Annotated in this window: 9 protein-coding genes; 8 read left to right on the top strand and 1 reads right to left on the bottom strand. The window is 25.3% G+C overall.

What is annotated here, in order from left to right:
- Nucleotides 1-3: 3 nt before the first annotated feature.
- The 6 genes from atpG to ACW95P_RS03830 all read left to right on the top strand — a co-directional run bounded on the left by atpG (nt 4) and on the right by ACW95P_RS03830 (nt 9119).
- The gene (atpG, locus tag ACW95P_RS03855) at nt 4-855 is read left to right on the top strand and encodes an ATP synthase F1 subunit gamma (protein ID WP_457961920.1); all 852 of its coding nucleotides are present in this window, start codon (nt 4-6) and stop codon (nt 853-855) included.
- A gap of 2 nt (nt 856-857) precedes the next feature.
- Nucleotides 858-2279, top strand: a complete 1422-nt coding sequence (gene atpD / locus ACW95P_RS03850) for a F0F1 ATP synthase subunit beta (protein WP_457961919.1) — start codon at nt 858-860, stop codon at nt 2277-2279.
- Nucleotides 2280-2290: 11 nt separating this feature from the next.
- Entirely contained in the window at nt 2291-2647 is a 357-nt protein-coding gene (locus ACW95P_RS03845) for a FoF1 ATP synthase subunit delta/epsilon (protein WP_457961918.1), read from the top strand.
- A gap of 727 nt (nt 2648-3374) precedes the next feature.
- Entirely contained in the window at nt 3375-6539 is a 3165-nt protein-coding gene (locus tag ACW95P_RS03840) for a type I restriction endonuclease subunit R (RefSeq protein ID WP_457961917.1), read from the top strand.
- A complete protein-coding gene (locus tag ACW95P_RS03835; RefSeq protein ID WP_457961916.1) occupies nt 6529-8094 on the top strand; it encodes a type I restriction-modification system subunit M in 1566 nt (521 codons plus the stop codon). The genes ACW95P_RS03840 and ACW95P_RS03835 overlap by 11 nt, the downstream gene beginning before the upstream one ends.
- The gene (locus ACW95P_RS03830; protein ID WP_457961915.1) at nt 8094-9119 is read left to right on the top strand and encodes a restriction endonuclease subunit S; all 1026 of its coding nucleotides are present in this window, start codon (nt 8094-8096) and stop codon (nt 9117-9119) included. The genes ACW95P_RS03835 and ACW95P_RS03830 overlap by 1 nt, the downstream gene beginning before the upstream one ends.
- On the opposite strand, the gene ACW95P_RS03825 is transcribed toward ACW95P_RS03830, so the two are convergent.
- A complete protein-coding gene (locus ACW95P_RS03825; RefSeq protein ID WP_457961914.1) occupies nt 9105-10310 on the bottom strand; it encodes a restriction endonuclease subunit S in 1206 nt (401 codons plus the stop codon). The genes ACW95P_RS03830 and ACW95P_RS03825 overlap by 15 nt on opposite strands.
- Before the next feature lie 548 nt (nt 10311-10858).
- Here ACW95P_RS03825 and ACW95P_RS03820 point away from each other — a divergent pair.
- Nucleotides 10859-10981, top strand: a complete 123-nt coding sequence (locus ACW95P_RS03820; protein ID WP_457961913.1) for a hypothetical protein — start codon at nt 10859-10861, stop codon at nt 10979-10981.
- A gap of 1692 nt (nt 10982-12673) precedes the next feature.
- Complete coding sequence (locus tag ACW95P_RS03815; RefSeq protein ID WP_457961912.1) at nt 12674-14797, top strand: hypothetical protein; 2124 nt, start codon at nt 12674-12676, stop codon at nt 14795-14797.
- Nucleotides 14798-15302 lie beyond the last annotated feature (505 nt).

Genomic DNA, 15302 nt, shown 5'->3' with positions numbered 1-15302 from the left:
ACAATGCCCTCATTACAAAAAATTAAAAGTCGAATTACAACAGTTGAAACGACAAGAAAAATTACTAAAGCTATGGAATTGGTTTCTTCAGCAAAACATCGGAAATCAAAACAATTTTTACAAAAAATTAGTGAATATGTAACTTCGATCGAAGATACTTTTACAACTATTTATTATCAATTAGATCAAAATGAATTACCATTTCATTTTTATCCCCAGAATCCTAAATTATTAGTTATTTTTACTAGTGATTTAGGTTTATGTGGAGCTTATAATAACAATACAGCTAAATTAGTAAAAAAACATTATCAACAAGGTGATAAAGTTATTATTGTTGGTACTAAAGGCATGTCATTATTACGGGATGATATTGCTGAGGCTGATATTCTAAAAACATATTTACACGTTTCTTATGATGTTGATATTAAACTTGTTAAAAACATCGAAAAAACAATTTTAAAAACTTGGGAAGAACAAAATTTTTCAGCTATTCAAATTTTTTATACTAAAGAAATTAATAGCATTAGTTCAGAAAGTGTTATGCAACAAGTTTTTCCATTATTAGAAAAACCAGCAAATACTTTTATTGACAAAAATATGGAATTTGAGCCAAATAAAGCGGTAGTTTTAGAATACATTTTGCCACTATTCTTGAATTCGCAGATTTTAAAATATTTTGCCGCAGCTAAAGTTTCAGAAATGTCGTCACGAATGAATGCAATGAAAAATGCAACAAATAATGCTGATGAAATTAACCATTATTTAAAATTATTATTTAATAAATCGCGTCAGTCAAATATTACTCAAGAAATTAATGAAATTGTTTCGGGTTCACTAGGGGAAGAAAGGAAATAAACATGACTAAAAAAACTGCAGAGCAAAATTATGGAGTTATTACTGAAATTTTAGGACCTGTAATTGATGTGCGATTCCCTGAAGGGCATTTGCCAAAATTATTAAATGCCCTAGAATTCACTTTTAAAGATAAAAAATTTGTTTTAGAAGTAATGCAGCATATTGGAAACGATACTGTGCGTACTATTGCTATGGGAATGACTTATGGATTAGTGCGGGGAACTAAAGTTTATGACACTGGAAAACCTATTTCAGTTCCTGTTGGTAAAGCAGTGCTATCAAGAATGTTTAATGTTTTAGGAGAACCAATTGATGGCAAAGATTCAATTCCTGCTGATGTGCAACGCAATCCAATTCATGCCCCTGTACCTTCTTATGAAGACCAAAATTCTTCTGGCGAAATTTTAGAAACCGGAATTAAAGTAATTGATTTATTAATACCATATGTTAAGGGAGGGAAAATTGGTTTATTCGGTGGAGCTGGAGTTGGAAAAACTGTTTTAGTACAGGAATTAATTAACAACGTCGCAAAACAACATGGTGGACTTTCAGTTTTTGCAGGAGTTGGTGAGCGTTCACGCGAAGGAAATGATTTGTACTATGAAATGAAAGCTTCTGGAGTTTTAGATAAAACAGCATTAATTTTTGGACAAATGAATGAACCCCCTGGAGCGCGTATGCGTGTTGCTTTATCAGCATTAACAATGGCTGAATATTTTCGTGATGAATTGCATCAAGATGTCTTGTTATTTATTGATAACATTTTCCGGTTTACACAAGCTGGTAGTGAAGTTTCAGCGCTACTAGGAAGAATGCCTTCAGCCGTTGGTTATCAACCAACATTAGCAACTGAAATGGGACAATTACAAGAGCGGATTACTTCAACTTATAAAGGTTCAATTACATCAGTTCAAGCTGTTTATGTGCCCGCGGATGATTTAACCGACCCAGCGCCAGCTACTACTTTTAATCACCTTGATGCCAAAACTGTTTTAGATCGTGACATTGCAGCTTTAGGAATTTATCCAGCTGTGAATCCTCTTGCATCATCATCACGATTACTAGACCCACTTGTAATCGGGGAAGAACATTATAAAGTAGCGCTAGATGTTCAAGAAACATTACAACGATTTAAGGAATTACAAGATATTATCGCAATTTTGGGAATGGATGAATTAAGTGAAACTGATAAAAAAATTGTTGCTCGTGCGCGAAGAATTCGAAACTTTTTATCACAGCCATTTCATGTTGCTGAAAAATTTTCTGGAATTGAAGGTAAATTCATTACCTTAAAAGATACAATTCGAAGTTTTAAAGCAATTTTAGATGGTCAATATGATCATTTACCAGAAGAAGCATTTTTATATGTTGGAACAATTGAAGATGCTGTTGCTAAAGCTGAGAAAATTTTAAATAATAATTAATAAGGTGTCAAATGTCAACTACAAAACTAAAAATCATTACACCACTTGGTGTTTATCTTGAAGAAGATGTTGAAATCGTAACTTTAAGAACAGTTGCGGGCGAAATTGGAATTCAACCAAATCGTCTAAGTTTTGTTAGCTCCATTTTGCCTTCATATATTAAAATTAATTTTACAAATAAAACTAATCATCGCCAATTATGAATTAATTCTGGGATTGTTTATGCTGATAAAAAAAATATTAAAATTATCACCGATGCTGTTGATCAACCGGCTGAACAAACTGATTTTAATAATTTAAAAAGTGATCGCCTATCACAAACAGAAATTGAAATTAAGAAAAAACTTAAAAATCGTAACAAAAAATAATTTAATATTAAATTTATTTTTATAGCTACAAAACTATTTTTAAAAGCAGTTTTACAAGCTGCTTTTTATATTTTTATTTCTGCTTCAAGTAGTGTATATATTTTGACATTAATATAAAAATGCATCAAAATCAAGATTTAGTTATAAAAACATTTTAAAAGTATAAAGTCATTTGATGGCATTCTTAGCTTTTATAAATTTTTATATATTTGCATTTTAATTTCAGTGTTGTTTGTGATTAATTTTTAAAATAAATCGAAAAATTTATTACTTACAAATAATCTGCTAATTTTTCATTTTATTCATTATAAAAGCCACCTATACAAAATTTTAAAATTTTGATTTTATTCATTGATAGTTAAAAATACTAAATTTAAACTCAAAAATATTTTTAAAAAATTTTTTTTACAAAATTAATATTTTTAATCCATCTATAAATAGAAGAAAAAAAATATTAATCATTTCAAAACTGTCAGATTTACTGTTAGTTTTAAAATAAAAATTACACTATATATTTGTTTTATTCAACTTTTAGACGCGCTATATATAAATTAATTTTTGTCCAGGTTTATAATAACTATTTTTTAAGTAATTTTTCAGGAATTTAAAGCTTAATTTTTATATTTTTCATTTAGTTATTAATATTCATATAGTAAAATTAAATAGCGTAAAATTGTTTAATAAAAAAATTATTGAACAATTTTAAATCATAAAAAAGAGGTTATAAATGCATAATTTTAATAATATGAATGAAGCTGAATTTGAGCATTATTTTTTAGAAAATCTTAAAAATTTAGGTTATAAATTTATAAGTTCTGAAGAAATAGATAGATTAAGAAACAACCGAATTGATATTTTTGTTTTGGAAAAAATATTATTTGATAAACTTATTCAAGTTAATCCAGGAAAAGAAGAGTTTGTTCCTAAAGCGGTTAAAAAAATAATTGATTTAGTGAATAATAATTCTGAATTAATGGATAAAAATTTCAAAGGCTTTCAATATTTAACTCAAGGAATTCAAATCGAAGTATCAAAAGGAAAAGTGATTGAATATATTCACATTAATGTTATAGATTTTGATAATTTAAAAAACAATGATTTTATTGTTACAAATCAAGTTCATTTTTTTAGTTTAAACCCAGGGGTTGATTCTAAAAGACAAATACCAGATGTTTTAGTTTTCATTAACGGAATACCAGTTATTGTTTGCGAATTAAAAACTCCTAAAAAATTAGGTGATGATCTTATTAAAGGTGCTTATAATCAAATTGAAGGGTATTGAAAATATATTAATTCATTATTTACATATAATGTATTTAATTTCATTTCTAATTTTTACTTTTCAAAAGTTGGAGCTTTAAATTCTGGGTTTGAATTTTTTAGTGTTTGGAAAAACATGAATGATAAAAAAGAAAAAACTAAAGATATGTTTGAGGAAAAGTTTTTAAATACTATTAATTCACTTTTTTCGAAAAATGTTATCTTAGATTTATTAAAAAATTTTACAATTTTTACAAATGGCATAAAAAAAGAAAAAATTATAGCGAGTTTCCATCAGTTTTATGCAACTAAAAATGTTTTTGAGAAATTGGTTCAAAATGATTTGTCCAATATTTCTTCTGTAAATAATAAGGCCGGCACCATTTGACATACTCAAGGCACTGGTAAATCTTTTTTAATTGTTTTTCTTATCAAAAATTTAGCTAATTATTTTAAAAAAATGTCTTTTGTTGTTGTTGTAGATAGGATAGATTTAGCTGAGCAAATTAAAAATGTTTTAGATAAATCTGATAAGTATTATTTAAATCAAAATATTTTTCTTATTGAATCAATAGAGGATTTAAATTATAAATTGAAAGATATTAAGCAAAATGGGGTTTTTGTAACAACAATTCAAAAATTTAGAGATTTAAAACACGACTTTCTATCAGATAGAAAAGACATTTTAATTATTGCTGATGAAGCTCATCGTTCTCACAATCAAGATGTTAGAACTATTTATGATTTTAAAAAAGACATTTTTTATGAAAAATTATCTAATTCACAAATATTAAAAAAATCTTTTCCTAATGCTAAGTTTTTGGGTTTAACAGGAACTCCATTATTAGATTATGAAAAAGACACAAGAAAAATTTTTGGAGATTATGTTTCAATTTATCAAATGAATGAAGCAACAGAAGATGGTTTTGTAGTCCCTATTAATTATCAAGGAGTGAATTTAGGAACAACATTAAATGAAGAAGTTTTGGATGAGTTAGATGAAAAATATGAAGAAGCTAAAAAAGAAATTAAAAATTCATTGGATGGGCAAGCTACTGAATTAGCTCAATCTATTTTATCTAATAAAACATTATCAAACTTAAAGTTTTTAGAATCTAACGAGAGAGCCAACACTGTAATTGATAATTTTATTAAACATTATTCTGAAAGAAAAGACATTTTAAAAGGAAAAGCAATGTTTGTTTGTTTTTCCAGAGAAATGGCGTTTAAATATTATAAATTGGTATTAGAGAAAAAACCGGAATGAGAAAATGTTGTTAAATTAATTATTACAGGAAATAAAAATGATGAAAACATTAAATTAAAAGATTTAGTAATAAATAAAAAAGAGCAAAAAACAATTATTGAAAATTTTAAAAAACCAGATTCAGAAGTTAAAATTATTTTTGTTGTAGATATGTTACTTACTGGATATGATGTTCCATCACTTGATTTAATGTACATTGATAAACCATTAAAAAATCAAAATTTAATGCAAGCAATCACTAGGGTAAATAGAAGATTTGAAGATGAAAGCAAAATTAAAAATTCTGCATTAATAGTTGATTATATTGGAATTTTGCCAAACATTGCCGAGGCTTTAAAAAAATACACAAATGACACAATTGAAAATATTGATAATGCAATGCAATATTCTGATATTTCTAATCTTAAAAATCTTTTTGATCAAATGATGAATGAAATTTATCAAAAATATTTTAAAAACATTCAAATAAATAATGATAATTTATATGAAACGGCTTTAGAAATGTTTGAATGCTTAAACTATGTAAAAGAACAAGATGTACAAAATAGTTTTATAGATGAATTAATTTTAGAGTACAAAAACATTATCAAAATATATCCCGCAATAGTTAATATAGTTAACACCAGGGATAAAAATAAAGTTTTTTTATTAAAAATGGTTGTTCAAATCATTACAAGAGATGTTTTTGAAAAATTTGATTTTACCTCTAAATCAAAAGAGTTAAAAGAAACAGCTAAAAATGCTTTTATTTTTGAGAAAAAAGAAGTTTACAATGATAGTCAAAAAGTAGTTACTTTTGATCAACTCATGAATGTTGTTAATGATATTAAAGAAAATGAAAAATTTAAAAATTATGCTGCTTCACAAGCTAATGAATTAATTCAAAAAGCAATATCATTAAATTCAAACATTATTGAAAAAGAGAAAAAACGTTTATCAGAAAGACTAAAAGAAATTTTAATTAAATATCAAACACAACAAATTACATATGAAGAATTTATTCGTGAAATAAAAGCTTTTGTAATCGAGGTTAATAACAAAGAAAAACAGCAATTCATTCCTGGTTTTTCTCCAGAAATGAATTTAATTTTTCAAACAATAAGATCAGAAGAATTTACAAACGGTAAATTTACTAATGAACAGATTGAAAAAATTGTTCGTGAAATATTTATAGAAATAAAAGAACATATCAATGAAAGATGATTTGAATTCGAAGCCAAAAGAACTATGATTGGTGGGAAAATAAAAAGAATTTTATTAAGAAATAATTTCCCACCTAAAGAAGCTGTTAAAAGTGTAGATGATATAAAGAAAGAATTGGATAAAATTATCAACAGTAGAAAAGGACTTTATAGTGAGCAATAACAATAGTGAAAAATTATTAAAAATCCAAGATTTAGAAAAAGAATTATGAAGTGCAGCTGATGCACTAAGAGGTAATATTTCTTCAGAGCAATACATGCTAATAATAATAGGGATAATGTGTCTTAAAAAAATTAGTGATGACTTTAACAATGCTGTTAAAAAAATAAAAAATGATAAAGAATTAAATTTAGAAAATATAGACCTAGAATTCATTAAAGAAAATATGGATTTGCTAAGTGAATATGGCGCTTATTTCTTTGTTCCTGAAAAAGCTAATTGAGATTATGTATCAAATTTTGCAACAGATAGCTCAATAGGACAAAAAATTAGCGAAGCTTTTACGTTAATAGAAAATGAAAATAGATCACTAAACGGACTTTTTGAAAAAAACTATAGTAGAGAAGATTTAGACCAAAACAAATTAGGTAAAGTTATATCTGTTTTTTCTAATGTAGAAACAAGTAAATATGGAGAAGATATTTTAGGTAGAACTTATGAATATTTTCTTGGTGAATTTTTTAGAAAACAAGGACAAAAAGGCGGAGAATTTTACACACCTAAATCTGTAGTAGATTTAATGGTAAGAATTATAGAACCAAAAGAAAATTCAGATATTTATGATCCTTGCTGTGGTACAGGTGGTATGCTTTTACAATGTAAACAATTTTTAGAAGAAAATAATAAATCCACAATTGGTGTAAATTTTTATGGACAAGAATATCAAAACAATACTTGGAAAATTGCTAAAATAAATTTACTACTTAATGGAGTAAATTTTGAAGCTGTAAAATTAGGGGATTATTCAGCTGATACTTTCACAAATGATTTGCATGTAACAAAAAAAGATTTTGATTATATTTTAGCTAATCCGCCATTTAATGTAAAAGAATGATCTCAAGAGCAATTAATAAATGATAAAAGATGAAAATGAGGTGTGCCTCCAAAAGGGAATGCAAACTTTGGATGAATTTCTCACATCGTTTATAAATTAGGGGAAAAAGGAAAAGCGGCTGTTGTTTTAGCTAATGGAGCTGTATCTAGTTCTAAAAAAGAAGAAAAAGAAATTAAGAAAAATCTTATCAAAGATAATAAGTTAGAAGCAATCATAAGCTTGCCTGATAAACTTTTCTATACAACAGGGATACCTGCAACTATTTGATTTTTCAACAATAACAAAAAAACAGATAATATTTTATTAATTGACGCCTCTAAAATGGGAACATTAATTAAAAAAAGTTTAAAAGAGTTAACTAATTTAGATATCGAGAAAATAAAACATGTTTATGATCAATTTGTTGAAACTGGAAATGTTAATGAAAAAGAATTTGCTAAAACAGTATCCAAAAAAGAAGTGGAAGAAAATGATTTTGTATTAGTGCCGGGAAGATATATTGAAAATTTAGAAGAAAAAATAAATGAGGAAGAATTGTATGCGGAAATTACAGAATTATCCAATGAAATAAAATCTCTTTTTGTTGAAATTGTTAATGAAATTCCTGAAGTAGAAAAAACAATAGACAAATTTTTACAAAAAAATAAAAAAGGTGTTCGATAATGGCTATTTATAAACTTGGTAATATTTGCAAAATCGAAACAGGAAAAGTATATTCTACTGAATACATAAAAAATAATTTTGGAAAATATCCAATAATTTCATCAGCTACCACAAAAAATGGAATAATAGGATATATTAATACATATAAGTATGATGGTGAATATATAACAATAACAACAAGGGGAGCTAATGCAGGTACTATTTTTTTTCAAAAAAATAAGTTTACAACAACACATCTTAGCTACCTGATTATTAATAATGAAAAAATAGTAAAAAATAAATACCTTTATTTTTATCTTAAAAAAAATGAGCAAAATAATAAATTAAAATATGTAAAAGGTTCGACTATACCTTTACTTAATTTACAAGATGTTAATAATTTTGAAATAAAAATTCCTCCCTTGGATGAGCAAAATAAAATAATTGAAATTATTAAACCTCTAGAAAACATTGTAAATAAAATAACTAAACTATTAGTTAAATTAGAAAACTTAGGAAAAAGGCTTTCCGTACTTACTATTAAAGAAGGAAAATTTATAGATAATATTAGTTTGTTAAAAGGTCAAAAACTAAAAAAAGATGGTTTACTAAAAAAAGAAACTAGAGTTCCTTTTATAAATATTTCAGCATTAAATAACAATATAAATACTTATGTTGATGAAGAAAATGTACCAAATGTAAACTATGGAGATGTTTTAGTTTCTATGGACGGAACTCCGGGAATAGTGACTAATTTTATACATGGTCATAACGGATATGCTTATAAATGTCAATCAGATACAGTCTCAAACTCACGAATTTATTATTCATTAAAACATAAAAAAAATCAGAATATAATAAAAAACAATTCATTTGGAACAAATATATTGCATGCTAGTAGATCTATACCTTATTTAATATTATTTGATTTTAAATATGACAATTATTTAGAACAATGTTTTTTAATGGAAATAAAATTAAAAAAGCTAGTAAAAGTAGCACAAGAAATATTATATTTAAAAATAAAAACTTTAATTAATAACTAATTTCTTTATAAATAAGCTAATAATTTTATTAATTTTATAATTTAATAAATCTAAATTAACTAATGCATTTGATAAATTAGAAGATTGAATATTGGGATTATTGGAAATTAAAATTTTTTTAATAGAATCATTATTTAAACCACTCATTACTGAACCTGAAGATAAAAATGATTTTTGCCTAGCAAAATCTTCAGACAAGAAAAAAGATAAAAGATAATCTGTATTATTTTTGTTTTTAGGAAAAATATTAAAAAAACCTGTAGAAAAAACATAATCAGACATTTTTTCATTAACATATATCACTTTATTTTCAGAATCTAATTTAGAAATTAAAAAAGAATTTTTTAAAGGTGTTAAATTGGCTCTAGTAAATTGGCTTGATAAATCATTTATATTTTCAAAATTATATGAATCATCATAATTTATTTTCATTTCTGAAATAGATTTAGTTGCAAAATATTTTAATTGGCTATGAAGTTTACTAGAATACATATCAATAAATTGGCTTATGAAAATTTTTGAATTTTTGATATTCAAAAAATACATTAATTTGAGTAATTTAATAATTAGTTGATGTATTTTTTGTATTTTTTTATTTATTTTTTCTATAGGTTTAATAATTTCAATTATTTTATTTATATCTCTTTTAGCTTGTTCATATGATGAAATATTAACTAATTGATTGTATTTTAAGAATAAATTTTCTATTGGTTTAATAATTTCAATTATTTTATTTTGCTCCTCTAATGAAGGTATATCAATTAAAATATTTTTAACAATTGATAAATTTATATTTTTTTGAGTGGTTCCGCTGCCCATTTTTAAAATATTTTTTTTAGAAGATATTAAAAAATAAAAAAGATATTTTAAATTTAATAAATTCACTTTTGGTTCTAACATTACAAAAGACTGATTTATGTATAAGTTATTGTAATCATAATTTATAGCAAGTTCACCAATAGATGCATACATTGAAAATGCTATAGAATTTTTATTTAATTTTGTTAGTTTATATTTTTCTGGATCTATTGAATATTTTACAAAAGGAGGAATTATTTCGTAATTTTTAATATTTTTTATCAAAAGTCAATCAATATTACCGCTATTATCTCTATAATTTGAAAGTTTTTTTATTTTGCTGACATTTCCACTAACAATTTTACAAATATCCCCAAGTTTATAAATAGCCATTTATGAACTTTTTTATTTTTACAAAATAACATTTATAAACTTAACCTAAACTAGGACAAAAAAAGTGAAACACAAAAGATTAAACCCTCCCCAATATTGGGGAGGGCAAAACATGGAGATTCACTTTTTATTATGGCAAGACATTTAAAAAATCATTAGAATGATTAGAAGCTTTTGAAATGTATGATAAAAGTTATGGTTCTCTTCCTACTTTTTGAAAATGATATTACAATAAATTCAACATAAAAAATACTAAAGAAACGAAAAAATATTATAAGTTTTAAATTTCTAATGATATAAAAATATTACAATCAAAAATAGGGAAATTATTAAATAAAAATAATTGTGTAGCTAGAAAACCAAAGCCGCTTTCTGATGCAAAATTATGAAAAATTTATAATGAATGAGAAGACTAGAAAAGTTTATTTTTTTAAAAGGTATAATGAAGTAATTGAAAAAAAGAGACTAAAAAAAATAAAAATGAAGTGGCTCAATCTTTAGGCGCTAAACAAATGTGAAATTAAATTTTTCAAATATCTAAATCAGGAATGCGGAAACTTCATCAAAAAAAAAAAAAAACTAGAGAAATTAAAAATACTAATGTAAAATTTTTTGATTTTATAGAACGTGATTATCACGACACTGCAAGCAAAAATATTATTACAACATAATTTGCTTATATCCCAGCACTTAGAAACATAAATGCAAATCATGTTTATTTATTCGTAGTAATTCATCACAAAACTAAAAAATTCTTTCTTGAAATTTAAATGAAATTAACAATATTAAATTTATTTTAGAGCACCACAAAGAAATTAATTATTTTACAAATGGAGGAATCATTCACTTAGATCATGGATTTCAATATTCTTCATTTGTTTTTCAAGAAATTACTAGAAGTAAAAATGAAAAATTATCAATGTTAAGAATTGGTAATTCATTAGACAATCCACAAGTTGATTTTTTTTTTTTTTTGTATAAAATCTGAATAATTAAATTTTATTGATATTTCCAAAATTACTTTTAAAGAATTAAAACATATATTAATTGATATAACAATGAAAGAATTCAATCAATTTTAAATTGAAAAACCCCTCAACATTCCTGAGAGGCTCACACTATTTAAAAGGATCATTTTTTTCTAGGTTCATTTTAAACAAAAACAAGCAAATTAAATCTATATTCTTATAAAATCCAAATTAGGGATTTTTTTACTCCATTTTTGTCTTTTGTTAAAGCGTCTTAATTATCTAACTCAAAAATAAGCATTTCTTTATTTAAATATTTAGAATCTGCGTCATTAGAATCTTTTTTCTTTTGAACATAAGCATTTAAAATAACCTTAATTATCCGCATTTTTTTCGCCATTTTTAAAATACATTATTTCATCACCAGTTTTTAATTGATTAGATGAATTTATATTGTAAATTAACAAGTATTTATCATTTACAAAGTAGTTTTTATCATATTTATTAAAGAATGTTTTTTTTTTTTTTTTGTTTTATGAGACACTACAAATTTTTCTTCCCAATCTGAAATTTCATTTCAAAATATTGAATTGTTATTATTCTTATTACATGCTTGACCTCTAGGTTTTGATTACTTGATGCCAAGCATATTGTGTTTATAAACATTGAAACCATTTCATAAATAAAATGAAATAAAACAAAAATAGTAGACCTATTTCTGAGTTTATTGCTTAATAACTTAAAAGTTAATATTTATTTAAAAAAATTAAAAAACAAATTTTTCACAAAATTTCCAAAAAAAATAGTAGATCAAGTAATCTCCTATATTAAATTAATATATATTAAGAAGAGACCACGCCACCTATCAGCCCAAGCGCGCTGTGCCCTGGCAATAGAGTGGGTGGTTCTTATGTTGTTTCGCGCCCATTCATTAAACTAAATAAAGAGTAAAAAGGTGGGGAATAATATTAACTTTTAACTATACTATATACAATCAAAAAACCAAACCCAAAAAATGCAACAATAAAATTAATATTGTCTGATTTATAATTGTTTTTACTTTTTTAGTATCTTAAATTTTTAATTTCATAATTTTTTAGTTCATCTAAATATTTATTTATCCAAAAATCCTGTATAAACTTTTCGGTTTTATCAACAAAATTACATTAGCTTTTGTTTCAAAACCTGAATAGGAATTTTGTTTGAAAAATAAACATTAAAGTTTTGTTTTTTGCTTACTAATTAAATAAATATTAAATTAAACTATTTTGCAAAAAATTTTAAAAAATATGGCTTTTAAAACGTTTTTTTTCAAAAGTTTTAAATAAATAGTACTAATTATTTTAATAAAGAATATTATTTTTGTGTATTAAAAATGAAAAGAGGTATAACAGAATGAAGGAAAAATCTTTAAAATGAATTGGTTTATTAGGCGGTATCGCAGTTGTTTCAACAGCTGCAACTATTTTTGTTTTTCAACCATGAAAAACAACCGAAAAAACAGCATGAAATTATTCTAGTGAAACATTAAGAAGTTTGAGTTATGAAAATTTACTTGCTGCAGCTCCTGTTGAAGCTACTGAAGCTAATCCAGGTGAAGTAAGAACGGCTGGAAATGAAGTGGTTGAGTTAGTTTCTCCTAGTTCTGAAACTACTCCAAAAGAAGAAAGTAAAACTGAAAAGACAACAGCTGTTGTTGTCAAAAAAACAGATAGTGATTTATTAAAAGAATTAAAATCAAGTGCTAATAAAGATTTAGATAAATACTTAAAATCTACATCATCAAATTTAATGGCTACAAACTTAGAAGTTGAAGAAGTAAATTCTTTAGACGCAACTAAAGATACATCTAAAAAAATTAATGAAAATTTAGGAGGTTACGGAACATATACACGCCAAAAAGTAGAAAGAAACGGACATGTTAGTGATAACACCTTCAACCCAGGTGCCCAAGAGTCAACTGAAACAATGATTGCATTAATTAAAGCTAACACTAAATTTAAAAAATTAAAATCAGGTGTAAAAATTAATTCAGAAGACTTTAAATATGTTGCTGTTAACAGTTTAGTTAGCAATGGAGAAGAGTTTTTAAACATTCAAGATGCTGATAAACAAGCGGCCGTTGATACAATGAATAAAGATTTAGAAGCAACTATTAAAAAAGCAACAGGAGTTGAAAAAGCTCGTTGAGAAGAATGGAAAAAAGTAGCTGGCGAAAGAACTGTTGAAAACTTAACAAATCAAGAAATTTCTTGATTAAAACAAGGGATGTTACCAACTTCAGCCTTTAGTTGAGCATTAAGACCTGCTTTTGTGAATACACATGTTTATAATCAAGCATTAAAAAATGCTGGTCGTTACATTTCATCGGCTTCAAGTTCACAACTTGGACAAGATGACTTATATAATTTAAACTTTAATGGAAATTCAGCTGCTGCTGAAGATAAATGAAATCAATCTGTTCAAACATTAAAAGATCAAGATAAAAACAAAGTTGTATTAAGAACTTACACAAAAACAGTTGGTGAAAAAACAGAAACACGTCATTTAGTTGAAATTAAAGATCCGACTGATTTAGATATCAATACTGTTATGGAAGTAGCTAAATCACAAGTAACAGATCAAGACAAAGAATTTGCTGTTGCTATTAGAGATATTACTAAAGAAAAATTGGAAGCTACTGCAACAATTGTAAAAGCATTACCAAAAGAAGTTAAGTCATTGACATTATTCTATCGTTCAGATGATCCTAAAGCATTAAATGCTTTATTAGAAAATACTAACTTTACTTCCGAAGCGCCATTAGGTGAATTAAATGTTGTTGGCCCTTACCAAAATGGTAATCCAATTCCTAAATCAGAAATTTTAACAACTGTAGACCCACAAGTTTTTGTTAAAGTAAAGCAAGGTGCATTTAGTTATGGATCAAGTGTTGTATATACTAAATTCACTGTTGCTGCATCAACTGATAAAGCACTATTGGAAAACATTTTTAAATTAGTATATATTAAAGATAAAAACAGAAGAGAATTCCAAGGTGAATTTGGTAGTGGCGGATACATCGTTAACTGAGATTTATCAAAAACAGAACTAAAAGATTTAAATAACATTGTTTTTCCTCAAAGAGATGAAAAACAACCATTAAAATTTAAATTAGTGACATTCGCTTCAACAGAAAACAAAATACTACAAATTGATCTTTCTGATTTAAAAGTTGATAATACTGATAAAATTTCAGAACATGGGTCAGCAATGTATGGTAAAGACCCTGAAAAACAACCTGAAAAACTAGTTTTAGCTAAAAAATCATCGCGTTCAACAAAAGAAGATATCGATACATTAGTAAGAATATTTAATTATTCACACACAATTACAACAATCGATTTATCAGATGTTGAATCATATACACAAGAAGCTGTAAAAGATTTATTTAAAAATGTCAAACGGACAGTGACAGTAAAAGTTAATAAAGGGGAATTTACAGTTCAACCCGAAGTAAAAGAAGAAGCAAGACAATAATTTAAAAAATATAAACCCAAACAAACTAGGACAAAAAAATGAACCTTTTAAATGGTTTGAGACCCTCAGGATCCCTGAGGGGTTTTTTAATTTAAAATTGATTGAATTCTTTCATTGTTATATCAATTAATATATGTTTTAATTCTTTAAAAGTAATTTTGGAAATATCAGTAAAATTTAATTATTCAGATTTTATACAAAAAAAAAAAAAAAATCAACTTGTGGATTTTCTAATGAATTATCAATTCTTGACATTGATAATTTTGCATTTTTACTTCTAGTCATTTCTTAAAAAGCAAATGAAGAATATTGGACTCCATGATCTAAGTGAATGATTCCTCCATTTGTAAAATAATTAATTTCTTTGTGGTGCTCTAAAATAAATTTAGTATTGTTAATTTCATTTAAATTTCAAGAAAGAATTTTTTAGTTTTGTGATGAATTACTACGAATAAATAAACATGATTTGCATTTATGTTTCTAAGTGCTGGGATATAAGCAAATT

Source organism: Mycoplasma pogonae (assembly GCF_054170725.1).
Note: the sequence above shows the minus strand (reverse complement) of the source record. Positions and strands in the feature narration are given on the sequence as shown.